The sequence below is a fragment of the Actinacidiphila sp. bgisy145 genome, assembly GCF_057708125.1.
The window spans coordinates 22,672-45,414 of the sequence record NZ_JBYIRL010000018.1 but is presented as its reverse complement, the minus strand read 5'-3'; the positions used below and the strand labels follow the sequence as shown (position 1 = coordinate 45,414).

The 22,743-nt window shown below is 73.4% G+C and carries 25 protein-coding genes and 1 pseudogene; 10 read left to right on the top strand and 16 right to left on the bottom strand.

Annotated features, from left to right (window positions below; genetic code table 11):
* Window positions 1-141 precede the first annotated feature (141 nt).
* Window positions 142-411 (bottom strand): annotated as a pseudogene (locus tag AC3ERT_RS17965) (methyltransferase domain-containing protein); the annotation flags it as partial.
* A 469-nt stretch (window positions 412-880) separates the two neighbouring features.
* Window positions 881-1,291 carry a winged helix-turn-helix transcriptional regulator gene (locus tag AC3ERT_RS17960; RefSeq protein ID WP_435131927.1) on the bottom strand — a complete coding sequence of 137 codons (411 nt, stop codon included), beginning with the start codon at window positions 1,289-1,291 and terminating at the stop codon, window positions 881-883.
* Window positions 1,292-1,449: 158 nt separating this feature from the next.
* Here AC3ERT_RS17960 and AC3ERT_RS17955 point away from each other — a divergent pair, with 158 nt between their 5' ends.
* Window positions 1,450-2,094 carry an FMN-dependent NADH-azoreductase gene (locus AC3ERT_RS17955; protein ID WP_335977833.1) on the top strand — a complete coding sequence of 215 codons (645 nt, stop codon included), beginning with the start codon at window positions 1,450-1,452 and terminating at the stop codon, window positions 2,092-2,094.
* A 319-nt stretch (window positions 2,095-2,413) separates the two neighbouring features.
* On the opposite strand, the gene AC3ERT_RS17950 is transcribed toward AC3ERT_RS17955, so the two are convergent.
* The 11 genes from AC3ERT_RS17950 to AC3ERT_RS17900 form a co-directional block, all read right to left on the bottom strand.
* Window positions 2,414-3,268, bottom strand: a complete 855-nt coding sequence (locus tag AC3ERT_RS17950) for a hypothetical protein (protein WP_335977834.1) — start codon at window positions 3,266-3,268, stop codon at window positions 2,414-2,416.
* Entirely contained in the window at window positions 3,249-4,121 is an 873-nt protein-coding gene (locus tag AC3ERT_RS17945) for an aldo/keto reductase (RefSeq protein ID WP_435175413.1), read from the bottom strand. Before AC3ERT_RS17945 ends, AC3ERT_RS17950 begins: the two co-directional genes overlap by 20 nt.
* A gap of 29 nt (window positions 4,122-4,150) precedes the next feature.
* Window positions 4,151-5,338: a cupin domain-containing protein gene (locus tag AC3ERT_RS17940; RefSeq protein ID WP_435175332.1), complete on the bottom strand. Its 1,188-nt coding sequence runs from the start codon at window positions 5,336-5,338 to the stop codon at window positions 4,151-4,153.
* A 14-nt stretch (window positions 5,339-5,352) separates the two neighbouring features.
* On the bottom strand, window positions 5,353-5,490 hold the full coding sequence (locus tag AC3ERT_RS17935; protein ID WP_169748831.1) for a hypothetical protein: 138 nt from the start codon (window positions 5,488-5,490) through the stop codon (window positions 5,353-5,355).
* 340 nt (window positions 5,491-5,830) lie between these two features.
* Window positions 5,831-6,664 carry a helix-turn-helix domain-containing protein gene (locus AC3ERT_RS17930; RefSeq protein ID WP_335977840.1) on the bottom strand — a complete coding sequence of 278 codons (834 nt, stop codon included), beginning with the start codon at window positions 6,662-6,664 and terminating at the stop codon, window positions 5,831-5,833.
* Complete coding sequence (locus AC3ERT_RS17925) at window positions 6,661-7,173, bottom strand: DUF6879 family protein (protein WP_435175329.1); 513 nt, start codon at window positions 7,171-7,173, stop codon at window positions 6,661-6,663. The genes AC3ERT_RS17930 and AC3ERT_RS17925 overlap by 4 nt, the downstream gene beginning before the upstream one ends.
* Window positions 7,157-7,366 (bottom strand): hypothetical protein, encoded by a 210-nt coding sequence (locus AC3ERT_RS17920; protein WP_335977843.1) that lies wholly within the window; start codon window positions 7,364-7,366, stop codon window positions 7,157-7,159. The genes AC3ERT_RS17925 and AC3ERT_RS17920 overlap by 17 nt, the downstream gene beginning before the upstream one ends.
* 147 nt (window positions 7,367-7,513) lie before the next feature.
* Entirely contained in the window at window positions 7,514-8,878 is a 1,365-nt protein-coding gene (locus AC3ERT_RS17915) for an AAA domain-containing protein (RefSeq protein ID WP_435175411.1), read from the bottom strand.
* A gap of 14 nt (window positions 8,879-8,892) precedes the next feature.
* Window positions 8,893-10,563 carry a hypothetical protein gene (locus AC3ERT_RS17910; protein WP_435175327.1) on the bottom strand — a complete coding sequence of 557 codons (1,671 nt, stop codon included), beginning with the start codon at window positions 10,561-10,563 and terminating at the stop codon, window positions 8,893-8,895.
* Entirely contained in the window at window positions 10,560-11,870 is a 1,311-nt protein-coding gene (locus tag AC3ERT_RS17905; protein ID WP_435175325.1) for a hypothetical protein, read from the bottom strand. The genes AC3ERT_RS17910 and AC3ERT_RS17905 overlap by 4 nt, the downstream gene beginning before the upstream one ends.
* Before the next feature lie 70 nt (window positions 11,871-11,940).
* A complete protein-coding gene (locus AC3ERT_RS17900; protein ID WP_435175323.1) occupies window positions 11,941-12,960 on the bottom strand; it encodes a phosphatase PAP2 family protein in 1,020 nt (339 codons plus the stop codon).
* A gap of 236 nt (window positions 12,961-13,196) precedes the next feature.
* Between AC3ERT_RS17900 and AC3ERT_RS17895 the strand changes: the two genes are divergently transcribed.
* The 9 genes from AC3ERT_RS17895 (at window position 13,197) to AC3ERT_RS17855 (ending at window position 21,398) form a co-directional block, all read left to right on the top strand.
* Window positions 13,197-13,886, top strand: a complete 690-nt coding sequence (locus tag AC3ERT_RS17895; protein ID WP_335977849.1) for a TetR/AcrR family transcriptional regulator — start codon at window positions 13,197-13,199, stop codon at window positions 13,884-13,886.
* A 120-nt stretch (window positions 13,887-14,006) separates the two neighbouring features.
* Entirely contained in the window at window positions 14,007-14,597 is a 591-nt protein-coding gene (locus AC3ERT_RS17890) for a histidine phosphatase family protein (RefSeq protein ID WP_435175409.1), read from the top strand.
* Between the two features lie 217 nt (window positions 14,598-14,814).
* On the top strand, window positions 14,815-15,198 hold the full coding sequence (locus AC3ERT_RS17885; protein WP_435131938.1) for a hypothetical protein: 384 nt from the start codon (window positions 14,815-14,817) through the stop codon (window positions 15,196-15,198).
* Window positions 15,199-15,264: 66 nt separating this feature from the next.
* Window positions 15,265-16,119 (top strand): spermidine synthase, encoded by an 855-nt coding sequence (locus tag AC3ERT_RS17880; RefSeq protein WP_435131940.1) that lies wholly within the window; start codon window positions 15,265-15,267, stop codon window positions 16,117-16,119.
* A 28-nt stretch (window positions 16,120-16,147) separates the two neighbouring features.
* Complete coding sequence (locus AC3ERT_RS17875) at window positions 16,148-16,669, top strand: hypothetical protein (protein WP_335977854.1); 522 nt, start codon at window positions 16,148-16,150, stop codon at window positions 16,667-16,669.
* Between the two features lie 181 nt (window positions 16,670-16,850).
* Complete coding sequence (locus AC3ERT_RS17870; RefSeq protein ID WP_335977856.1) at window positions 16,851-17,543, top strand: response regulator transcription factor; 693 nt, start codon at window positions 16,851-16,853, stop codon at window positions 17,541-17,543.
* 25 nt (window positions 17,544-17,568) lie between these two features.
* Window positions 17,569-18,912, top strand: a complete 1,344-nt coding sequence (locus AC3ERT_RS17865) for a sensor histidine kinase (RefSeq protein ID WP_335977858.1) — start codon at window positions 17,569-17,571, stop codon at window positions 18,910-18,912.
* A 179-nt stretch (window positions 18,913-19,091) separates the two neighbouring features.
* Window positions 19,092-20,195: a right-handed parallel beta-helix repeat-containing protein gene (locus AC3ERT_RS17860; RefSeq protein ID WP_435175320.1), complete on the top strand. Its 1,104-nt coding sequence runs from the start codon at window positions 19,092-19,094 to the stop codon at window positions 20,193-20,195.
* Window positions 20,196-20,279: 84 nt separating this feature from the next.
* The gene (locus AC3ERT_RS17855; RefSeq protein ID WP_435175318.1) at window positions 20,280-21,398 is read left to right on the top strand and encodes a methyltransferase; all 1,119 of its coding nucleotides are present in this window, start codon (window positions 20,280-20,282) and stop codon (window positions 21,396-21,398) included.
* A 90-nt stretch (window positions 21,399-21,488) separates the two neighbouring features.
* On the opposite strand, the gene AC3ERT_RS17850 is transcribed toward AC3ERT_RS17855, so the two are convergent.
* The 3 genes from AC3ERT_RS17850 to AC3ERT_RS17840 form a co-directional block, all read right to left on the bottom strand.
* Window positions 21,489-21,815 (bottom strand): TcmI family type II polyketide cyclase, encoded by a 327-nt coding sequence (locus AC3ERT_RS17850; protein WP_335977862.1) that lies wholly within the window; start codon window positions 21,813-21,815, stop codon window positions 21,489-21,491.
* Window positions 21,816-21,820: 5 nt separating this feature from the next.
* Window positions 21,821-22,327 carry an SRPBCC family protein gene (locus AC3ERT_RS17845; RefSeq protein ID WP_435175316.1) on the bottom strand — a complete coding sequence of 169 codons (507 nt, stop codon included), beginning with the start codon at window positions 22,325-22,327 and terminating at the stop codon, window positions 21,821-21,823.
* 101 nt (window positions 22,328-22,428) lie between these two features.
* Window positions 22,429-22,728 (bottom strand): acyl carrier protein, encoded by a 300-nt coding sequence (locus tag AC3ERT_RS17840; RefSeq protein ID WP_335977866.1) that lies wholly within the window; start codon window positions 22,726-22,728, stop codon window positions 22,429-22,431.
* Window positions 22,729-22,743 lie beyond the last annotated feature (15 nt).

Below are 22,743 nucleotides of genomic sequence, written 5' to 3'. Positions count from 1 at the left end.
GTCGTCGACCTCTCCGCGTCCCCCGTTGCCGCCGTCCCCGGCCACCACCAGCCGCGCCGTCGCCTCGGTATACGTGTAGTACGTGCCCCAGGGTGCGACGACCACGCCGCCCGGGGCGGTCTGCCGCACCCACGTGAACAGGCCGGACCGCACCCCGCACGTGGCGATCACCCGGTCGTAGGGCGCGCCCGGCGGATGGCCGAGCAGACCGTCCCCCGTGACCACCCGCACCCCGCCGTATCCGGCCCGCCGCAGTGCCTGCCGTGCCGACTCGGCCACGACCGGGTCCACCTCCACCGACACCACGTTTCCGGCGCCGGCCCGGTGCGCCAGGAGTGCGGCGTTCCACCCGGTGCCCGTGCCGATCTCCAGCACCCGCCGGCCGGGCCGTACATCGAGGTCCGTGAGCATCGAGGCCACCACGCTCGGCATGGACGACGAGGAGGTGAAGACGGTGCCCGGCGCCGTTCCGGTGTGCGCTCCGTCGTCCCACTGCGTGACGATCGGCACGTCGGCGTCCGCGTACCGGTGCCAGGCCTCCGGGTCCACCGCCCTGTCGACGGCGACCGCTCGGCCGCTCGCGGCGTCGTGCGGCCACATCAGGCCGGGCAGGAAGGCGGTACGGGGCACCGCGGCGAACGCCGGGGCCCAGTCGGCCGGCACGAACCCCGCCTCGGCAAGGGGGCGGCCCGACTCCGGCCGCCCACCGTCTCCGTCGGTCACCTGCGGTGCTTCCCGTCGCCGTATCCGCCGCTTCGGTGCGCGCCGCGTACCCCTTCGCGCGGCTTTGTGAGCGTAATGCCGTGCTTCCGGGCCGGGGCCGGAAAGGCCGTTGCTCAAAGGCGCGGGCAAGCGGGCGCCGCGTTCGGGTCGGGCGGGGTCAGGGCGTGGCGGGGGTGCGGGCGCGGTGGGCGCGGATCTCGTCGTGGTGGTCGGAGACCCAGGCGATCAGCGAGGTGACGATCGCGTGGACGCTGCGGCTGAGCGGGGTCAGGGCGTACTCGACGCGCGGCGGCACCTCGGCGTACGCGGTTCTCGACACCAGCCCGTCCTCCACCAGTTGGCGCAGGGTGAGGGTGAGCATGCGCTGGGAGATGCCGGGGACCTCGCGTTGCAGGTCGGTGTAGCGCAGCGGGCCGGCCTCCAGGACGGCGATCACCAGCATGCTCCACTTGTCCCCGATCCGGTCCAGCAACTGCCGGATGAAGACCATCTGTTCGGCCGGGATGCCGGCGCACGGCCCCCGGCCTGCGACGCCACCCGTCTGGGCGCTGACCTCCATGGCGCACATTCCTCTCCGGTACGGACACCGGTGTTCCTTTTGTACGGCCTCCCATACTGGTCCACCATGGCGTTACGCACAAGTTGTAGGAATTGGGTGGCGCCGCGCTCGTCGTCGGCCCATCCCGCCGTGTCCGCACGGCTTCCACCCACCTGAGAGGCCCCGCCATGTCCTATCTGCTGCACATCGACGCCTCGTCCCTGGGCGCCGGCTCCGTATCCCGCCAGGTCGCCGGGTCCTTCCGCGACGCGTGGCGGGGCGAGGTGGTGCACCGCGACCTCGCCCTCGCGCCGGTACCCCACATCACCGCGGAGGGCATCTCCGCCCGCACGACCGACCCCGCGCGGTACACCCCGGAAGAGGCGGCGGCCGCCCGGCTCCAGGACGAGCTGATCGAGGAGTTCCTCGGGGCCGGCGCGTACCTGTTCACGGTGCCCCTGTACAACCTGTCGATGCCGTCGGTGTTCAAGGCGTGGCTGGACCAGATCATGGTCATCGGCCGCACCCTGGGCTTCACCGGCACCGCGCCCTCCGCGGGACGCCCGGCCGTCGTGATCTCCGCCCGCGGCGGCGGTTACAGCCCCGGCACCCCCAACGAGGGCCGCGACCACCTGCTGCCCACGCTGGAGACCATCCTGGGGTGGTCCCACACCCTCGGGCTCACCGTGACCTCGGTGACCCCCGAGCTGACCATGGCGCCCGACGTGCCGGCGATGTCCGACCTCGTCCCACTCCACCGGGCGTCCTTGGCCCGCGCCCACGAAGAGGCCCGCCGGCTGGCCGAGACGATCGGACGCCGGCCCGCCGCCTGACCGTGTCCGCCGCGCACGCCGCGGCCGCCGGTCCGCGGCCGCTCCGCGCCTTTACGGCTGCCAGGCGGTGCGGTGTTCGGCGAGGTGCGAGAGCACGGCGTCTGGACGCTTACCGACCGGAACCGCCGCAGGCCCCGGAGCCTGCGGCGGAACCGAAGCGGTCGGGTCGCCCGCCGGTGTCCGCGGCTGAGCGGCCCGAACTGCTCGAAGAGAATCCGTTCCGCGCACTGCTCTCGCAAATGGGCGGCATAGCAGACCCCCACATCCGAACTGCGGAGGTTTCTTGCTTCTCGGACACGGCGGGCGCACAGTGACGCGGTCAGGCGCTCACCTCGGAGCGCACCGGAACGGGCGGGCGCACTCCCGTGAGTGCCTCCGCTCGGGCAACCAGGTGGGGCGCAAGAGCGGGGTACCACCCACGGGCTACGGCTTGCAGCATCTCCGCCAGGGCCGCGAGTTCTCCGATTCGACCGGCCGGGGTGTCGAGGACCGGCGCGAACTCCTTGCGGATGCGGGCGGCTGCGTCGGGAACGAGGAGGCTATTGGCGTGGAGGAGTCCCGCGTCGTAACCGAACGGCACCCAGCCCCACCGCTCCCAGTCCAGAAGGCACAGGGGCGCGGCGGTGAGGTTGCCCCAGTGCAAGTCACCGTGACCGGTCACCCGCTCCACCTTGGCGGGGGCCGGAATGCCGAGGAACTGGGGGAAGGCCCGTTCGATCCACCCCTCCCGGACGGTCGTCTTCACACCCTCCGCTTCGGCGAGCAGGGCAAGGGCTTGGCGAAGGTCCGCCCACCACTCGTCAGGCAACCCAGGGTCGTGGTCGATGTCGGCCCGGTCCGGAGACACCACGGGTTGCGTGAGGTAGTCCAGGACTTCTGCCTCGAAGGCCCACTCTCCGTCAGTCCAGTCGTGCACCCCGTGCAGGCGCGGACGCGGGACGCCGTCAGGCACCAGCTCCGAGGCGCCGACGATGCCCTGCCCCTCCTTCCTGCCCGCGTTGCGCTTCGCTGTCCGGCTGACCCGTAGCCACCGGTCCCCTGCCCGGCGTCCGAGAGTGACACCGAGGAAGCCCCACGCCGGCGGACCCGAGCACGTCAGCCCCAGAGCCCTGGCCGCCCGGTCGTGGGCGGCCTCCATCAGGGCCTGTACCTCCTTATTCAGAGGCGAGTTCATCCGTCACTCTCCTGAGTTCCTGGGCTGTTAGCGGCGTAGCCAGAGCCTTGGCCACATCGTCCCAGTGCTCGCGGGTGCTCGCGGAGGTGAAGACGACATCGAGGCAGGGGCATGAGCCAGCGGCCAGCAGGGCAGCGGCTGCTGCCGACAGGCCGGGGCGGATGAGGTTCATCAGCTCGGGTGTCATGGCATCGAGGAGTTCGCCCCCGTGCAGGGGCGCGGAGCCGAACGTGATCAGCCCGGCGTCCTTCGCCTGCGCCAGTGGTCCGCCGCCGTTCAGGGCCTGTGTGATCGGGGCATCCATGATCAGGCTGACGGGCATCTGCAAGCCTGTGAGGTGGTGCTCGGCGGAACCCGCCGCCTGCCGGGCGAGCGCAAGTAGCTCGGGAACGCTGAACGCTCCGGAGGTCAGGCCCGACCAGGTTGCGACGCCGTACCCGGCGATCCTGCCCGCATGGGCGAACTCTTCCAGTGCCGTGAAGGCTTCCCGTACATGCTCGTGCAGAGTGGCACGGTCAAAGCCGTGCCCGAGGTGCTCGGGGTTGTGCACGAACACCAGGTCCACCCGCCCGAGCGCGGCCAACGAGTGCTCCGTCTGCCAACGGACGAAGCCCCGTTCAAGGCTGTGCCTGCCGGTTTTCCCTTCCCGGGTGAGTACGCCCTCAGCCAGGGCGCTGCGGCCCTGTTCCTCGGTGAAGAACCCCGTCTTCGTAGCTACCCGAACGGTCGGGTAGTCCCCGAGTGCCGGGCGCAGCTCCTCATGCGCCTGACCACGACCGTAGTTGGGTGCTGTGTCCACCCAGGGGCTACCGGCTGCCAGGGCGGTGCGTGCCGCCTGACTGACGGCACGCACGCGGTATGTCCCCAGGCAGAGTGCGGCGGTCACAGCGCCGTACCCACGACTGCGACGGCATGGCCGTCGATGAGGACCGAGACCAGTTCGGCCACCTCCTTGACCTCCAGTCCAGCGGAGTCGGCCATCTCGCCCAGCGTGGTCGGCCGGTTGGTCAGCAGCGTGCCCAGCGCAGGCGCGGCGGACTCCGTGACGTCCCAAGCGGTACCGGCCGCCGAGAAGGTGACCGTGCCCTGTGTCGGGTTCGCCGTCAGGCGGCCCCTCGGAGTAGTGAGCTTGACGGTGATCTCGCCCCGTGCCGGGAGTCCGTCAACGTACGGCAGGGACGGAATCGCGTGGCCCGGGTCGGTCGTGTCGATCGACTCCGCCCACCGCTCCACGAGGCGAGGGTCCGCCATCATGTCGGCCACCTCACCGCGTACAGCGTCGATGAAGTCCGACTGTTCCGCCCGCGAGTCGAAACGCGGTATGTCCCTGCGCAGCGCGAGGGACGACCGGAGCTGGTCGACGACCCACAGCATCAGATCAGCGCCCGTGTGCGGCACCATTCCGAACGTCAGGTGCAGGGATTCTGTCCCTTGGTCAGCGGTGACCGCGTGCCACCAGCCGCGCGGCAGGTAGAGCACATCACCCGGGGACAGAACCAGGTCCGCGATCGGGTCGCCCTCCGGCTCGTCCGGCGAGTCCACGTCCCGGAAGGTAGGCGCTTCACGGGTCATCCCCCACAGGCGCCACCGCTTCGATCCGTGCAGTTGGACCACGATCACGTCATGGTCGTCCCAGTGCCGGCCGAAGCCTTCCCGCTCGGTCCACGAGGCGTACACGTTGGCCTGTACGGAAGTCCCGAGGAAGCGTTCCAGTCCCTCCGCAGCTGCCTCCACGGTGGGGTGGATCTTCTCCACCGCGTCGAGGACCAGTGATGCCCCGTCCTTGAGTCGGGCGTGGAAGTCAGACGGCTGGATGCGTGACCAGGTGACCGCGCGGCGGTTCGTGGTCGGGATCGCATAGCGGTGGAGCGGGACCGTTTCGCCGTCGACCGACAGGCGCAGCCGGGGCGGCTCCAGCCGTTGCGTGGCGATGATCCGGTTCAGGTCGTCCCAGGAGAACAGGCCCGCCGTGTCGGCGGTGCCGGGGATGTGCGCGTAGGAGCGGTGGTACGTCTGGGCGAGGAACGTGTCCCCGCCCAGACGCCCCGCCCACGAGGCTGCGTCAAGCAACGTGGGCGCTCCCGTCAGTCGTTGCCGTCGGAACGGCCACTGCTGACGTCGGACTCCTGCTCGGCGCGGGTGCGCGCGGCCACGATCTTCCGCTTCGCGACGAGCAGGCCACCCCCCTCGGGGGCCACCGAAGTGGTGTTCTCTTCCACCATCGGACTACCTCTCTTCTTGGGAACCCCCACCAGGAATCCGGCGGGAAGCATCAGTGACAGCGGCCAATGCGGTTACCGAAGAGCCAGGGTCCCGGCGAGAACCAGGGCCACTCCGCCGAGGATCGTCGCCAGGTAGCGCGGACCCGCGTACCGGCCGAAGCGGCACAGCACCCACCGCCCTGAGCCGGACATCACGTCGACCCCAACGGCGACGGACGTCCCAGCCCCCGACCTACGCCGTGGCGCACCCGCTCTTCGTTTCGCTCGGTCGCTGTCATGGGGGAAATCATTGGCCCGGAAAGTGATGGCTGTGTAGTTCTTTCCCGTCATGGACTAAAGATCATGAACGGCAGGCGGCGGCCCACTCCGTCAACAAGGCTCGCGCTTCGGCCCCGAACAGCGCGTACCCCTCCAGTGTCGAGAACAGTTCCACATGCATTTCGATGTCGCGTGGATCTCTCAGGATCACAACACCGGTGGTGTTCTCCACAGTGGCCAGGGTGTTGTCGTAGACAGTGAAGGTGTCCATCGGAGCCATGGGCTTGTATCCCGCGATCGGGATGACACCTAGCTTCACATTCGGTAGGTGGGTCAGTGAGGCCAGCCGGTCAATCTGCATCGCCATCGCAGCCGGGGGCAGGAGTGGCCACCGCACAGCCTGCTCGGTCAAGATGAAGGTAAATCGCTTCTTCGTGTCGTAAAGAACCTCCTGCCGCTCCAGCTTCCTCGCGATCGTCTTGGTGACATCGGCCGGGGAATGGGCAAGGCTGGCTCGGATGTACTCGGGGGTGGACAGCAGTCCTGTAATCATCGAGAGCAGGAAGAATCGGAACTCCGTACCCGAGGATTCAAGGGCCGCAAGTTCGGTCTGCTTCTTCTCCAGGCCCCTGCGCCGCAGCGAGCGCAGGTCTTGCCATTCGGTGTTGGCCAGCCTCGCGAGAGCGATGACCTCCTCGATGACCTCAGGCGGAGCCACGACGGCCCGGAGGATTCTTTCCAGGTCGAGCAGGCTCGGTTGGGCTTTCCCATTCTCGATCCGACTGATCTTCGATTGGGACATGTTGCAACGCCGAGCGAGCCGGTCCCCAGTGAGGCCGGCTCGCATGCGTAGTTCTTTGAGCAGGGCCGCCAGTTCCTGTTTCGGCTGCCCCAACTGCTCGGGGTCGAACGTCACCCGTTCACGTACTCCAGGAATGGAACCGACTCGGCAACGGCAATCCGCTTCCACTGTCGGTACGGCTCCGGGTCACCCTCGTGCAGTTCCCGGTTTATCTGCGTCCCGTCGGCCCGGTAGTTCATCAGGACCACCTTGGACTCATCGAACATCCAGAAATCCTGATCCGGAATTCCCGGGTTCTCCCGGTCGGTGAGGTCGAGGATGCGGATGTCCTCGCCCGCCTTGACGTGATGCCGGTAGTAGTGCTCGAACTCGAACCGGAGATAGTCCGAGAGCGGGCGGGTCACGATATGCACCCTGCCGACCCTCTTTCCTTCCGAGGTCCATTGCTGGACCTCGTCCATCCAGCCCGAAGTGTAATCGTCGGGCGAATTCTCCCCGGCGAGAAAGCGCTTCAGTTTCTCCGCTTCCTGGGGCATGGTGTAGACGGGCAGCGTTTCCAGCCGCCACGCCTCCCGCTCCATGGAATCGAAGCAGTCATTCCACGCGTCACCATCCAAGTGCACGGAACGCCTCCCTGAGAACCGCCTCCGGGATTTCCACGAGCCCTTCACCAGTGGGCGGGCTGAAGGCGTCGGACACGTCGCCCTGCACCACGAACGACCCGGTCGCCGTGCGGTACACGTTCGGGCAGTCCTTCTCTCCGCACTCGCCGTTGCCGTTGCCCGTGAGCCGGGTGAGTGCCGAACGTTCGGACATGCCAAACCCCCCTGCTCTGGCCCCGTTTGGGCCGCCTGGCCAACGACAGTAGAAGGGGTGGCGCTACGCGTCTATGCGGGAACGCGACTATGCGTGTCCTTGCATAAAGTGGATCGGGCCACCACATGACCATCGCGTCACCGCAGCTCACGGCTGCCAGGCGGTGCGGTGTTCGGCGAGGTGCGCGAGCACGGCGTGGTTGGCCTCCCAGCCGTCGGGGAACTTGACGGTGACGCCGAGGCGGACCGGCTCGGAGGACGGGTGTTCGTCGAGGAGGTCGGCGACCCCGGCGCGGCAGACGACGATGCAGGCGTGCCGGTGCCGGGAGGCGAGCACGCAAAGGCGCCCGGTCTCCAGGTGGAACGCGGTGGCGTCGGGGCGGCCGGACAGCGGGTGGAGCACCACGGTGACGTCGAACTCCCGCCCCTGGAGCCGGTTCGCGGTGTCCACGGCGACCCCGGCCACCCCGAGCGAGGCGAGCGCGGCGCGCACCGCTGCGGCCTGGTCGCGGTGCGCGGTGCCGACCGCGATCCGCTCGGCCGTCAGCGGCTTGGGGTCGGGGTCGGGCGCGGAGTGGGTGAGCCCGCCGCGGTCGAGCAGGCGCCGTACGACCAGGGCGACGGCCCGGACCGCCTCCGGGTCGGTGCGCGGGGTGTGCCGGGCGGGCAGTTCCAGCAGGCCCCAGCCGCTCACCGCCGCCTCGTCCAGGACGCGGTCCAGGCCCCCGTCGTCGCCGCGGACGCCGAACCCGAGCCGCCGGTCGCCCGGCCCGGTGCCGCTGCGGAACGGCGTGTACGGGTAGAACGCCCGCGACACCAGCGGCGCGGCGGACGCGGGCAGCCGCCAGGACACCGGCAACCGGTGCTGCGGCAGGCCCGGGTTGTGCGCGAGCAGCGTCACCACCGCGCTCGCCGAGGGGTCCCAGCTCAGCCCCGCCCACTGCTCCGCGCCCACCACGCTGAACGGGTCGAGCTGGCCGGGGTCGCCGACGAACAGCGCGCGTTCGAAGAGCCCGGCGACCTGGAGCAGCGCGTCCGAGCGCATCTGGTACGCCTCGTCCACGATGGCGTGCCGCCAGGGCTCGACGTCCTTGACGTACGCCCACTTCGCCGCGGTCGCGATCACCACCGCCCGGTCCCGCAGCTCCGCCACGGACGTGGACTTCGCGAGCGAGGGGTGGCGGTCGAGCGCGGGGTCCGGCGGCGAGTCGGTGCCGTGCAGCCGCCCGACCGGCAGGTCCGGGTCGGCGGTGGCCAGCCGGTCGGCGAGGTCGTCGACCTGCGCGTTGGTCTGCGCGACGATCATCAGCGACTCGCCGGCCGCGGCCAGTTCGCGGGCCGCGCGCACCACGAGCGTGGACTTGCCCGCGCCCGGGGGCGAGTCCACGACCACGCCGCGCTCGGTGCCGTACAGGGTGCTCGCCAGGATCGCGGCGGTCGCCTCGGCGGCGGCCCGGCCCGGATCGAACGGCTCGGCCTCGCCGCCCGGGGCAGCCGCCCCGGCGCCTGGCACGGGCACGGGCTCGGTCACAGGAAGTCCTCCGCGGTCACGGGGTCGGGGGCGGTCGGGGCGGGGTCGGCGCCGGGCGGCCCGCCGTGGGTCCACGGGGTCAGCTCGGCGTCGGGCAGGGCGGGGCCGCTGCGCGGGTCGTGCTCGAACAGCGTGAAGGTGACGGTGTCGCCGGGTGCCGGGACCGAGCCCTCCCGCGGAGTGCGGCCGCTTCCCATGCCCCCGGTCAGCTTCACCCGCACGCACCAACGGGGGCCGGAGCCGGAGCCGTTGCCGCTGCCGGGCTCGGAGCCGCAGCCCGCCTCGTCACTGGACCCGGAACCGTTGCCGGCCCTGGCCTCATTGCCGGACCCGCCCCCGGAACCGCCGCCGGGCTCGCGCACCTCCACCAGCTCCACCACCTCCACCAGCTCCGCCGTCTGCGCCGACTTCGCGTCCGCCAGCGCCCGGTACGCCTTCGCGCCCGGCTCGGCCTGCGGCAGGTCCCTGGTGGTGAGGGTGAGCACCGGCCGGGGCATCGGGCGGCGGCCCTCGGACATGGTCATCTCGACCTCGACCACGGTCCCGGTGAACGCCTCCCCGGACAGCCGCCGCGCCGCCATGGCCAGCGGGTCGTCCAGCGCCTCCTGGGCGGAGAGCCGGGCCTGCGCGGTCTCCCGCCCGGCGAGCTTCTGCGCGGCGGTGATCGCGTCGTCGCGCTTGGGCTGGGGCGGCTCGCCCGCGCGGACCCGGTCGCGGTGCCCGGTGAAGGACCAGCGGTCCCGCTTCCACCGCTCCTCGACGTGGGCGGCCTCGGGCAGCGACCGCAGCAGGTCCAGGCCGCGCCACATGTCGTCCCAGGTGGGCCGCAGCTGGGAGGCGACCAGGTCCCTGATCGCCGTCTCGGCGGCCGCGCGCTCGGCGGCGCCGCGGGCCTTGTCGTACCGGGCCTGGGCCGAGGCGAGGACGCGGTTGTCGAAGACCGGGTCGGTGGCCGGGCCGGCCGGCGGGCTGAGCAGCAGGCCGTCGCGGGCCCGGCCGGTCTGGGCGCGGGCGGCGGCGGTGGGCCCGTCGGAGCCGGGCGGCGGGTCGATCCAGCCGAGCAGCGCGCCGAGGTGCTGGTCCTCCATGGCGCTCTGGCCGGTGGCCCAGTGCCGGGTGAGCAGGTCGGTCATGGCGAGCAGCAGCCCGCTGCCCGGGGTGCGGGAGCGTTCCGCGTAGTGCGTGAGCCAGCGGCCGAGCAGCGGCACCGGCACCGGCACCGGGTGCGGGGCGTCCGGGTCCTCGACGGTGCGCAGGAAGCGGGTGGAGCGGCCGACCAGCCGGACGTACTCCACGGCGGCGCTGTTGGGCACCACCATCTGGAGGGCGTCGGCGCACAGCTCGGTCTCCTCGCGGGTGCGGGTGGCCGGCTCGATCTCGACCTCGTCGGTGTACTGCTCCAGCGCGCGCAGCAGGGCCGCGGCGAGCCCGGCGAAGAAACCGAACCGCAGTTCGCGGTCGAGGGGTTGGGGCACCACCAGCAGTTCGGGGGCGTCCCGGTCGGTGCCGATCATCGCGCCCAGCGGCGCGCCCGCCTCGCCCGCGGTGGTGAGCGGCACCAGCACCAGCGGCCGGTCGGCGAGGTGGCAGTGGCGTACGGTCGCGGCCGGGACCGCCCGGCGGGCGGCGACCGCCTCGGCGCGGGCGAGGGTGTGCAGCACGCTCACGCCGGGCCTCCGGCCGTACGGGTCGGGGCGCCGGTGCCGGTGCCGGTGCCGGTACGGGTAGGGCCGCCGGTACGGTCGCGCGCCGGCTCGTCGGAGTCCGGCCGGGCGTCCCGCAGATCCCCTGTCTCCGGGGCGGGCGGCCGCGCGGGAGCCGGGACGGCGGGAGCGGAAGCGGGGGCGGGAACGGGAGCGGGGGCACCGTCCGCCGCCGAAGGCGCGTCGGCCCCCGCGGCCAGCGCCTCCGCGCGCAGCGCGGCGGCCCGGCGCAGCGCCGCGACCGCCGGGTCCCGCGGGTCGCCCGCGCGGCCGTGCGCGGCGGCGAGCACCGCCTCCACCGTGGTCAGGTCGCCGAGCTCGCCGCGCAGCGACCGGCCCAGCGCCTCGACCCGGCCCGCCGCCCGGGAGCGGTCGCGGCAGTGGAAGGCCAGCTCGCAGGTGGACAGGCACTCCGGGGCGTACGCGGCCGGGACGAGCTCCACGGCGGCGGCCAGCTCGGCCCGCGGCCGGGTCGGGGTGCGGCCGTCGGGGGTGTACGCCAGGTCGAAGGTGGTGTCTTCGGGCAGCAGGCCGGCGATGTCCGAGATCCGGGTCAGCCGGGTGAGCTGGCGACGGGTGACGGCGAGCTGCTTGCGGATGTCGACCCGGTCGGCGGTGGGCAGGTTGGAGAAGTCCTTCGGGCAGACCAGCAGGATGTCGGCGCGGGTGCGGCCGGCGGCCACCGCGTCGAGCGCCAGGACGTAGACCGCGGACTGCCGGGCGGCGGCGCCGACCTTCATGGCGTCGGCGCCGCCGTCCAGGATCGGGAAGGACTTGATCTCGACGACGGTCCAGCTGCCGTCGGGCGCGACCGCCACCGCGTCGGGTTCGAGGTGGACCGTGGAGCCGGCGACGTCCAGCGCGAGCAGCGGGTGGTCGAGCAGGGTCCAGGCGCCGGGGGCGGCCTCGGCCAGCGCCATCCGGGTCCTCGCCACCCGGCCCTCGGGCCCGGGCGCGGCCAGGTCGGGCAGGGCCGCGCGGCCCTCGGCGCCGAGCAGCCGCAGCAGTTCGGCGCAGCCGTCGGCCTTGACCCGCGCCTCGAAGGCGTGGCCGCGGGAGAAGGCGAACCGGGACTGGCCGAACCGGGCGGGGGAGCCGAGCGCTTCGGCGACGGCGCCCTTGTCCACCCCGGCGGCGTCCATCACCGCGCGGCGCTTGCAGCCGGGGTTGGCGGCGAGTGCGGCCAGCGCCCGCGCGTCCATCGGGCGGGGAGTGGTGCCGGGGCCGCGCAGGACGGCCAGCCGCTCCCGCAGGGAGTGCGTAGTGCTCACCCGGGAGAGTGTGTCATCCGCCACGGACAACGGCCCCGAGGGCGCCCCGGCAACCGGTCGGGACCCGCGGTCAGTTGTGGCCGGCGGGTTCGCCGGTCCGGTCGTCCTCGCCGGTCAGCTCGCCGCTGGCCTGCTCGGTCCCGCCGGCGGCGGCCGGAAGCTGGCGCGGCACGGACGGCTTGGCCGCCGGGGTCCGCCCGGCTCCCGGAGCCGGGGCGCCGCCGTGTGCGGCGGGGGCGGGGGCGGGGACCTCCGGGGCCGAAGCGGCCGGAGCGGCCGTGGAGACTGAAGCGGCCGGGGCGGCGGCGGACCGGGTGAGGCCGATCCGCGCGTGCAGCCCGTCCACCATCCGCAGCGCCGGCCGGGCCAGCAGGAAGCCGACGCCCATCACCGCGACGCCCGCGGCGGCGTCCATCAGGTAGTGGTTGGCGGTGCCCATCACCACGAGCGCGGTCATCAGCGGGTAGAGCACGCCGAGGGTGCGCACCGTCCAGTGCCGCCCGTAGCGGAAGAGCATGATCCCGCACCACAGCGACCAGCCGACGTGCAGGCTCGGCATCGCCGCGTACTGGTTGGTGAGGTCGCCCATGCCGCGCGGCGCGCTCGCCTCGCCGCCCCACCAGCCGTAGGAGCCGTACTGGGCCATGGTGTCGATGAAGCCGTGGTGGCCGGTGAGCAGCCGCGGCGGGGCCGTGGGCAGCAGGGTGAAGCCGATCAGCCCGATCAGGGTGGACAGCATCAGCCAGGTGCGGGCCATCCGGTAGTGGGTGGGCCGGCGGCGCCACAGCCAGACCAGGACCGTGGGGGTCACGATGTAGTGCAGCGACGCGTACATGAAGTCGGCCGGCACACCGAGGAAGGCGTGGTCGGTGAAGAGCCGGTTGAACCAGTGCTCCGGGTCGAGGTGGACGATCTGCTCGAAGTGCAGGATGTCCGCGCCGTGCTGCACCGCGCTGCTCACGTCACCGCGGACCAGCAGCCGCGCCCCGGAGTAGAGCGCGTAGACCACGGCGATGAGCGGCAGTTCGGTCCACCAGCGCAGCCGGCCGCGGTAGGCAGCGGCGCGCGGCGCAGCGGCAGTGATCGTCATCCGGACGTCTCTCCAGGTTCTCCGTTGGCCGCGGGTCCGGCGGTCTGGTCGGTGGCGTACGCTCAACCGTACGCCGTACGGTAAGTGCGGCGCACATCGCCCCCGAAGTTTCGCAGATACCCCGAGTTCGTACGGTGTTCAGCCCGGACATGCCGGGCGGGCACGCTCCGAAGGACGCCCGGTACCGCTCCCGGGTTGCCGCACGAGGTACGAAGGAGACGAGAACAGAGATCCCGATGTCGGTGTCCCCGTCGGCCCGGCCGCTGCGCACCCCACGGCGCCGCGCCCCCCGCAACACGCTCAACCCGGATCGTATCCTCGATGCGGCGATCGCTCTGCTCGATCGCGACGGCGCCGAGGCTTTCACCATGCGTGCACTCGCCGAACAGCTGGGTGTCGCCCCGATGGCGATCTACTCGCACTTCCGCGGCAAGGACGAGATCAGCGACGCCGTCGCCCAGCGTCTGCTGGACACCGTGGAGCTGCCGGGCACCTGCGGCGCGCACCCGGACCGCGAGCTGCGCGAGGTCTGCCTCGGGGTCTACCGGCTCTTCACCGACCACCCCTCCGCGCTGCAACTGCTCACCACCCGCCCCACCCGCGGTGACGACGCGCTCGCGGTCATCGACCGGATGCTGGCCCTGCTGCGGGCGTGCGGGCTGTCCGGGCAGGACGCGGTCCGCGCGCACGTGGCGCTCATGCAGTACACCGTGGGCTCGGCGGTGTGGAGCATCCGCCGCACCCGCGCGAAGTGCGAGGAGGGGGCGCGGGAGCGGGCCCGGACCAAGCTGGACGCGCTCCAGCCCGAGCGCTACCCGGCGCTGGTCGCCCTCGTCCCCGAGCTGCTGTGCGCGCAGGACGACGCTGGGGGCCAGTACGAATGGGGCCTGGACCGGCTGCTGGGCGGGCTGCTCGCCGAGCGCTGAGCGGCCGGCGCGCAGGTGCCGGGCAGCCGGTGCTCAGGGCGGTGAAGGGCGCCCGCGGGCGGTGGGTGATGATGGAGGCGTTTTCGGCCGGTCCGCGAAAGGTCCTTCGGTATGGCAGTGCTGGCGCCGCGTGTCCTCCTGGTCCGGCACGGGCAGACGGAGTGGTCCCGCACCGGGCGGCACACCGGCCGTACCGACATCCCGCTGACCGACGAGGGACGGCGTACGGCACGGCTGCTCGGCGAGCGGCTGGCCCGCGCCCCCTGGTCCGGCCTGCCCGACGCCGAGGTGCGCACCTCGCCGCTGGTCCGCGCCTCCGCCACCGCGGAACTCGCCGGCTTCGGCCGGGCCAAGGAGTGGGACCCGCTCGTCGAGTGGGACTACGGCCGGTACGAGGGCCTGACGCCCGCGCAGCTCCAGGAGCGGCGGCCCGGCTTCCACATATGGCGGGACGGCGTGCCCGGCGGCGAGACGCTGGCGGCGGTCGCCGAGCGCGCCGACGAGGTGATCGGGTGGGCCCGGTCCGCGCCGCGCGACGTGGTGGTCTTCGCGCACGGCCACTTCCTGCGGGTGCTGGGCGCGCGCTGGCTCGGCCTCGACCCCGCCTTCGCGGCGGCGCTGCGCCTGGAGCCGGCGTCGCTGTCGGTGCTGGGGTGGGCCTACGGCGCGCCGGCGCTGGAGCGCTGGAACGACACCGCGCACCTGGAGTAGGGCCGGAATCCGGACTTCCGCACCTCCCGGAGTACGCCGGCCGGTGCGCCCGGGCGCACTCCCACCGCCCCCGCCACCCCTCCTTCACCCCCGAACAGGGGGTTCACGCCGTGATTCGCCAGGGAACGCCACCCCTGGCGCGGGCCCCGGACGGGTACGGACGCCGTTGTACGAAGTGGGAGCCGATCACCTCGGCCCCCTTCGGAGGGAGGTTGCCGTGGAGAAGAGAAATGCTGCGGGCCACAGCCCGGAAGTGGTCGTGCCGGCGGCGCGGGACGTGGTGACCGTGCCGTTCCGGCAGGGCCTGGAGGCCGTGGACCTGCTCCGGCTGAGCACCGGGGTGGGACCGGTCTTCCACGACCACGCGGCGGACAGCCTGGCGTTCCTGGTGCCGCTGGGCACCGCGGACGGCTGGGACCTGCCCGGCAGCCAGTGCCACCGCAGGGGCGGCGGTTCCACGCCCTGCGGCGGCGGCTGGCTGGTCCCGCCGCGGACCGACGGGGCGGTGACGGACCCGGCGCAGCTGCGGCAGGCGCTGGGCGCGGCCGCGCGGACCATCGAGCTGGTCGACGGGTTCGCCCAGCCGCCGGCGGTGTCCTGATCAGCCGCGCGCAGGCGCGGGCGCCGGGGTGCGGGGGCACCGGCGCCGCCGGTCGATAATCGGACCATGGCACGTCAACGGCACAGCACTGCCGCTTCCCGCACCGTCCCCGTGGGCGGCGGCCTCGCCGAGCTGCGCCCGGACCGCGAACGGCCGCAGTCCTGGACCCTCCTGGTGGGCGGCGCCCCCCAGTCCCATGTCGACCTCGCCGACCCGGCCCGCCTCGACTTCGCCTACCAGCGCCGGCTGGGCCATGTCGTCGACCTCGCCGCGCCGCCCGGCCGCCCGCTGCGGGTGGTCCACCTCGGCGGCGGCGCCCTCACCCTCGCGCGCTACACCGCGCACACCCGGCCGCGCTCCACCCAGCAGGTCGTCGAGATCGACACCGCCCTGACCGAACTGGTCCGCACCGAACTGCCCTGGGACCGCACCTGGCGGATCAAGGTCCGCGGCGCCGACGCCCGCGAGGGCCTGGCGAAGGTCCCCGACGGCTGGGCCGACCTCGTCATCGCCGACGTCTTCGCCGCCGCCCGCACCCCCGCGCACCTGACCAGCGCCGAGTTCCTCGCCGACGTACGCCGTGCCCTCGACCCGGCCGGCATCTACGCCGCCAACCTCACCGACGGCGGCCCGCTCGCCTTCGTCCGCGGCCAAGTCGCCACCGCCCGGGCCGCCTTCACCGACACCGCCCTCGCCGCCGACCCCGCGGTACTGCGCGGCCGCCGCTTCGGCAACCTCCTGCTCGTCGCCGCCGCCCGCCCGCTCCCGCTCGCCGAACTCACCCGCCGCATCGCCACCGACCCGCACCCCGGCCGGCTCGAACACGGCCCGGCGCTCGCCGACTTCACCGCCGGCGCCCCCGTCGTCACCGACGCCACCGCCGACTCCTCCCCGCCCCCGCCCGCACACGTCTTCGACTGATCCGCCTGGGCAGGGCAGGATGGGGGCCGTGCGCAGGGCGGTGCTCCACCTCGGTGTCTGGGCAGTGGCGACCAGCATGGCGGTGGCCGTGTCCTGGTTCGGCGTGCGCTCCGTGCTGCGCAGCACCGCCTACGGTCCGCCGCGCGCGCTGCCCCTGCAACCCGCCGCCACCGGCTCGCCCCCGGGCATCTCCACCGCCGTCCACCGCCCCAAACCCTCCACCGCGCCCCCCACTTCCCCCACCACCCGCCCCCGCCCCACCCCCACCCGCTCCTCCACCCCGACCCCGACCCCCACGCCCACCCCCACCAACCCCGGCACCGTCCACAGCTACACCCTCTCCGGCGGCCAGGTCGTCCTCTCCCTCACCACCACCTCCGCCTCCCTCGTCTCCGCCACCCCCAACCCCACCTGGACCATGCAGCTCTGGACCGACCAACCCGGCTGGCTCCGCGTCACCTTCACCTCCGCCTCCGGCACCACCGCCGCCACCCTCCTCGCCACCTGGAACGCCCACCCCCCAACGGTCCAAACCTACGAGGACCACTAGCCGCACAACCCCCAAGCCCGCACAACCCCTTGGCTCGCAACCCTCAAGCCCGCGCGGCGTTTGAGCGCAGACAAGCGAAGGCCCCGCACAAGCCCTCAAGCCCGCGCGGCGATTGAGCGCAGACCGGCCCACCCGGGCACACCACACACGGCTCCACCCGCGGAGCGATTAGGTTCGGGTCATGCCAACAGTCCTCGTCGTCGAAGACGACCACTTCGTGCGGTCCGCCCTCATCCGGCACCTCGCCGACGCCGGGCACACCGTACGCAGCGTCGGCACCGCGCTGGAAGCGCTCCGCGAGGTCGCCCAGTTCGGCTTCGACGTGGTCATCCTGGACCTGGGTCTGCCGGACCTGGACGGCTCCGAGGCGCTGAAGATGCTGCGCGGCCTGAGCGACGTCCCCGTGATCGTGGCGACCGCGCGCGACGACGAGACCGAGATCGTCCGGCTGCTGAACGCCGGCGCGGACGACTACCTGGTCAAGCCGTTCTCCGTCGAGCACCTGTCGGCGCGGCTGGCCGCGGTGCTGCGCCGGGCCCGCGGCGGCGGCACCGGCGCGCCGCCCGCGGACGAACGCATCCGCGTCGGCGGCCTGGAGATCGACGCCCGCCGCCGCCTCGCCGTCCTCGACGGCCACCAACTCGACCTGACCCGCCGGGAGTTCGACCTGCTCGCCTTCCTCGCCGCCCGCCCGGGCGTGGTGGTGCCGCGCCGCGAACTGCTCGCCGAGGTCTGGCGCCAGTCCTACGGCGACGACCAGACCATCGACGTGCACCTGTCGTGGCTGCGCCGCAAACTCGGCGAGACCGCCGCCCGCCCCCGCTACCTGCACACGCTGCGCGGTGTCGGGGTCAAGCTGGAGCCCCCGGCGTGAGCGGCGCGCGGACGGCGGCCCGCCGATGAGATGGGCGCTGATACGGGTCTCGCTCGCCGTCACCGCGATGGTGGTGCTCGCCTTCGCGGTGCCGCTCGGCCTCGTGGTGAGGGAACTCGCCCGGGACCGCGCGCTGACCAACGCCGAACGCCAGGCCGCCGCGGTGGCCCCCGCGCTGGCCATCACCACCGACCGCGCCGAACTCGCCCGGGCCGTGGCCACCGCCCAGGCCGGCGGCGAGAACCGGATCGCGCTGCGCATCCCGGCCACCGCGCACACCGCGGCGGTGGACCTCGGCCGGCACCGAGCCTCGCGCGCCGCGCTGGCCGAGGCGTCGGCGCACGGCGCCGCCGCGACCGTACGGGTGCCCGGCGGGTACGCCCTGCTGCGGCCGACCGCAGTCTCCACCGGCACCATCGCGGTGGTCGAGGTGTTCGTGCCCGAGGCCGACGTCACCCGGGGCGTGGCCACCGCGTGGCTGGTGCTCGCGGGTGTCGGGGCGGTCCTGGTCGCGGGGTCCGCGGTGGTCGCCGACCGGCTCGGCAGCCGCACGATCCGGCCCGCGGTCCGGCTGGCCGGCGCCGCCCGCCGGCTCGGCGAGGGCGACCTCGCGGTGCGGGTGCCGGAGGCCGGCCCGGACGAACTGCGCGCCGCGGCAGCCGCGTTCAACGCGATGGCCGACCAGGTCGTCCAACTCCTGGCCAACGAAAGGGAACTCGCCGCCGACCTGTCGCACCGGCTGCGCACCCCGCTGACCGTGCTGCGGCTCAACACCGCCTCGCTGGGCGGCACTCCGGCCGCCGAGCACACCCGCGCGGCCGTCGCCCAACTCGAACGCGAGGTGGACCAGATCATCCGGGCCGCCCGCGGCCAGCGCACCGCACCCGCGGTGCCCGCCGGGTGCGACGCGGCCGAGGTGGTGCGCGAGCGGATGGCGTTCTGGTCGGCGCTCGCGGAGGACGAGAACCGCGAGGTGCGCACCGCGGGCGCCGACCGCCCGGTACGGGTGCCGGTCGCCCGCGCCGACCTCGCCGCCGCGCTCGACGCGATGCTCGGCAACGTCTTCCGGCACACCCCGGAGGGCACCGCCTTCGCCGTCGACGTCCACGAGTTCGACGGCGCCGTGATCCTGCTGGTCTCCGACGCCGGGCCGGGCGTCGCCGACCCCGACGCCGCGCTGCGCCGCGGCCACGGCGCGGGCGGGCCCGGCTCCACCGGCCTCGGCCTGGACATCGTGCGCCGCGTGGCGGAGTCCACCGGCGGGGACCTGGCCGTCGGCCGCAGCGTGCTCGGCGGCACCGAGGTCCGTATCCGCCTGGCCCGCACCCTGCCCGCCCCGGCGCCGCGCCCCACCCACCGCCGTACCTGAGCACCGCGCCCCCCACCGCCGTACCACCGTCGCCGTACGCCCGGCTTGGCGCGTCACCCCAGTGACGCCCCGTGAGTGGCGGGGCGCCGGGGCCGTCCCTAGCGTCGAAACGGCGGCCCGAGCCGCCGTTTTTCACGTCCATGCCCCCGGTGGGGGGCCGTAGGGAAGCGGGTCGGGCGATGGTGAAGCGTGTGATCGCGGGAGCGACGGTGACGGCCGCGGCGGTGGCCGCGATGGGCGCCGCGGGAGCGCCCGCGCGGGCGGCGGCGGTGCGGGTGGTGCACCCGGGGGAGTCCATCCAGGCGGCGGTGGACGCGGCCGCGCCGGGCGACACCGTGCTGGTGCTGCCGGGCACCTACCGCGGCAGCGTGCGGATCGGCACGCCGGACCTGACGCTGCGCGGCACCGGCGCGGGCAGCACCGTCCTGGCCCCGCCCACCGCGGGCACCGACCCGCACAGCGCGGCCGGCGCCGACCAGCCGGCGACCGCGGGTGCCCAGACGGGCGCCGCCGCGTGCGCCGCGGCCGGCGACGGCCTGTGCGTCACCGGCGCGTCCGGTGTGCGGGTGGAGTCCCTGGCGGTCACCGGTTTCGCCAAGTACGGCCTGTGGGCCACCGCCGCCGACCGCCTCACCGTCGACCACGTCCGGGCCGACCGCAACGGCCAGTACGGCATCGGCCAGGAGAAGTCGGTCCGCTCGCGCTTCACCGGCAACGAGGCGAGCGGCAACGGCGAGGCCGGCCTGTTCGTGGCGAACACCGTCTCCGAGGAGGGCGGCGCCACCGACACCCAGGGCACCGAGATCCGCGGCAACCGCCTCACCGGCAACCACATGGGCCTGGTCGTCCGCCGGCTGCGCGACGTCACCGTGGACGGCAACACCATGAACGGCAACTGCGCGGGCGTCTTCCTCGTCGGCGACGAGAACACCCCGCGCGCGGGCGAGATGACGCTCACCGGCAACACCGTGGACGCGAACAACGCCTACTGCCCGGCCACCGCCCGCCTGCCCTACGTCCAGGGCGCGGGCGTGGTGCTGACCGGCGTGGAGAACACGGTGCTCGACGGCAACGAGATCAACGGCAACGTCGGCGACTCGCCGCTGTCCGGGGGCGTCGTGCTCTTCCCGAGCTTCACCGGCAAACCCGACTCCGGCAACACGGTGCGGAACAACACGGTGCTGCGCAACGGCCCCGCCGACCTCGCCGACCGCGACCACGGCACCGGCAACACCTTCACCGCGAACACCTGCCAGGTCTCCCTGCCCGTCGGCCGCTGCTGACGGCACCCGCCGCACACCGGCGCTCCCCCCACCGCGCCCCACCGCTCCCCCCACCGCCATGACGCCATGAGAAAGGGCGGCACCATGACGACCACACCGGACACCGAGGCCCAACCCCCCCTGAACACCACCCCGTTCGGAAACGACACCCAAGCCGACACCGCGACCGGCCCCGGCAAGGACGACGGCACCGACGACGGCGCCGCGGCGATGCGGCTGCGCGAGATCGTCTTCGGCGCCGCCTGCGCCGCCTCCGTACGCGCCGCCGCCCGCCTGGGACTTCCCGACGCGCTCGGCGAAACCCCCGCCACCGCCGAGGAATTGGCCGAGCACCTCGACGTGGCACCCGAACCGCTGCGCCGGCTGCTGCGCGCCCTCGCCTGCTACGGGGTCTTCGCCGAAGCCGCCGACGGCCGCTTCACGCACACCGGCATGTCCCGGCTGCTGCGCGAGGACACCCCCGGCAGCCTGCACCACATCGCGCTGTGGTGCACCGAGCCCTGGACCTGGGACGCCTGGCCGCGGCTGGACGATGCCGTCCGCTCCGGCCGGGACGTCTTCGCCGACCTGTACGGCAAGAGCTTCTTCGAGTACCTGCACACCGACGCCGCCGACTCCGCCCGCGTCTTCGACCGCGCGATGACCTCCTCCAGCCGCCAGGCGGCCCGCGACCTGGCCGCGTACGTGGACCTGACCGGGGTCCGCTCCGTCGTCGACATCGGCGGCGGCCAGGGGCTGGCGCTCGCCGGGCTGCTGGAGAAGGCGCCCGGGCTGCACGGCACCCTGCTGGACCTGCCCGACGTCGTCGCCCACGCCGACCCGCGGCTGCGGGAAGGCGGCGCGCTCGCCGACCGGGTGCGGCTGGTCCCCGGCGACTGCCGCACCGCGATCCCGGTCCGCGCCGACCTGTACGTCCTGAAGAACATCCTCGAGTGGGACGACGCCAGCACCCGCTCCACCCTGCGCAACGTCATCGTCGCCGCCGAACCCGGCGCCCGGGTGCTGGTGATCGAGAACCTCGTCGACGACAGCCCCTCCATGCGGTTCACCACCGCGATGGACCTGCTCCTGCTGCTCAACGTCGGCGGCGCCAAGCACACCCGGGCGAGCATGACCGCCCTGATGGAGGAGGCGGGGCTGCCGGTCGAGGCCGTCCGCCCGATCAACCCCCACCTGCACGCCTTCGAGTCGCGGGTGCCCTGACCCCAGGACGTCCCCTTCACCGCGAAGCGGGTGGCCCCGTACCTTCCGGGACCACCCGCTTTCGCGGTGCCGTCACTGCCCGCCGAGCGCCTACGCGCGGTCCCAGCGGTAGAACTCCTGGGCCATCGCGTCCTTGGGCTCGCGCCAGGTCACCGGGTCGTACGCCGAGACGTACGGCGCGAGTGCCTCGCTGATGCGGCGGAACTCCGGGTGCCGCGCGTGCTGGGCGACCTCCGGCCCCGGCGGCCGCTCGGCCTCGATCAGGTGCAGGTAGAGGTCGTCGTGGAAGCGGAACAGGCTGCGCCCGGTCACCCCGATCAGCCCGGGCAGCTCACCCCGGTCGGACGCGGCGAACTCCTCGGCGACGGCGGCCGCGGCGTCCGGCTTCATCCGGGCCACGATCAGGCTGCGGTGCATCGCCCTCACGCCCTTTCCGCGGTGCGCGGCGGCATCGCGGTCAGCCCGCGTTCGGCGGCCCGCTTCTCGACGCGCTCGCGGATGCGCTCCATCTGGATCACGGAGTTGCGGTTGATCCGGTCGGTCATCTCCGCGTCGTCGACCGGCGCGGTCGGCTTCATCGCGAAGTCCTGCACCCACCGCATCGAGGTGCCGCCGGGCACCTCGGCGTACTCCCAGCGGATGTCCATGTGCGCGAACGGGCCGGTCTCCACCCGCCGGGCGCGCACCGTCAGGTTGCGGCGGTCCATCACCCGCTCGGAGACCCAGCTCCACACGGTGCCGTTCTCGTCGGGGTGCATGGTGAGCCGGAAGGTGACCCGGTCGCCGTCGCGCTCCATGACCTCCACCGCGGCGTACTCGCTGAACAGCTGCGGCCAGCTCTCCAGGTCGTTGGTGAGCTCCCAGGTGAGGTCCACCGGGGCGGCGATGGTGATGGAGTTCTCGGTGTGGCCTGCGGTCGATGCTGCCATGAGCTGCGCTCCTTGTCTGGTGCGTGCGTGCGTGCGTGCGTACGGCGCGGGCGCCGGTGTTCCGGTGCGGCGCCCGCGTGCGGTGCGGCGGACGGGTGCGGTCAGGCCGCGGCCGCCTTCAGCTGGGAGTTGACGGTGGCCAGGAACACGTGCGGGGTCTTGCACGTCTCGGCGTCGTCGCCGATCCGGCGCCCGTAGCGCTTCTCCAGCTCGGCGACGATGCCGAGCAGCCCGAGGGAGTCGAGGTTGAACTCCTCGAACGTCGTGGCCGGGTCGGCCGCCAGCTGGTGCGGCTCGACCGCGAGCCCGGCCCGGTTTCTCATCAGATCGGCCAGCTCGTCGAAGGTGACGGGGCCGTCCGCGGTCGTCTTCCGCCGCGGGTCCGTCTGCTGCTCGTCCATGGGGGTGCTCCTTCG

Bases quoted from the DNA above. Each gene is read 5' to 3' on its own strand.
- AC3ERT_RS17960 (WP_435131927.1), bottom strand. From the start codon at position 1,291: ATGTGCGCCATGGAGGTCAGCGCCCAGACGGGTGGCGTCGCAGGCCGG.
- AC3ERT_RS17955 (WP_335977833.1), top strand. From the start codon at position 1,450: ATGTCCTATCTGCTGCACATCGACGCCTCGTCCCTGGGCGCCGGCTCC.
- AC3ERT_RS17950 (WP_335977834.1), bottom strand. From the start codon at position 3,268: ATGAACTCGCCTCTGAATAAGGAGGTACAGGCCCTGATGGAGGCCGCC.
- AC3ERT_RS17935 (WP_169748831.1), bottom strand. From the start codon at position 5,490: ATGGTGGAAGAGAACACCACTTCGGTGGCCCCCGAGGGGGGTGGCCTG.
- AC3ERT_RS17920 (WP_335977843.1), bottom strand. From the start codon at position 7,366: ATGTCCGAACGTTCGGCACTCACCCGGCTCACGGGCAACGGCAACGGC.
- AC3ERT_RS17900 (WP_435175323.1), bottom strand. From the start codon at position 12,960: ATGACGATCACTGCCGCTGCGCCGCGCGCCGCTGCCTACCGCGGCCGG.
- AC3ERT_RS17895 (WP_335977849.1), top strand. From the start codon at position 13,197: ATGTCGGTGTCCCCGTCGGCCCGGCCGCTGCGCACCCCACGGCGCCGC.
- AC3ERT_RS17880 (WP_435131940.1), top strand. From the start codon at position 15,265: ATGGCACGTCAACGGCACAGCACTGCCGCTTCCCGCACCGTCCCCGTG.
- AC3ERT_RS17870 (WP_335977856.1), top strand. From the start codon at position 16,851: ATGCCAACAGTCCTCGTCGTCGAAGACGACCACTTCGTGCGGTCCGCC.
- AC3ERT_RS17865 (WP_335977858.1), top strand. From the start codon at position 17,569: ATGAGATGGGCGCTGATACGGGTCTCGCTCGCCGTCACCGCGATGGTG.
- AC3ERT_RS17860 (WP_435175320.1), top strand. From the start codon at position 19,092: ATGGTGAAGCGTGTGATCGCGGGAGCGACGGTGACGGCCGCGGCGGTG.
- AC3ERT_RS17855 (WP_435175318.1), top strand. From the start codon at position 20,280: ATGACGACCACACCGGACACCGAGGCCCAACCCCCCCTGAACACCACC.
- AC3ERT_RS17850 (WP_335977862.1), bottom strand. From the start codon at position 21,815: ATGCACCGCAGCCTGATCGTGGCCCGGATGAAGCCGGACGCCGCGGCC.
- AC3ERT_RS17845 (WP_435175316.1), bottom strand. From the start codon at position 22,327: ATGGCAGCATCGACCGCAGGCCACACCGAGAACTCCATCACCATCGCC.
- AC3ERT_RS17840 (WP_335977866.1), bottom strand. From the start codon at position 22,728: ATGGACGAGCAGCAGACGGACCCGCGGCGGAAGACGACCGCGGACGGC.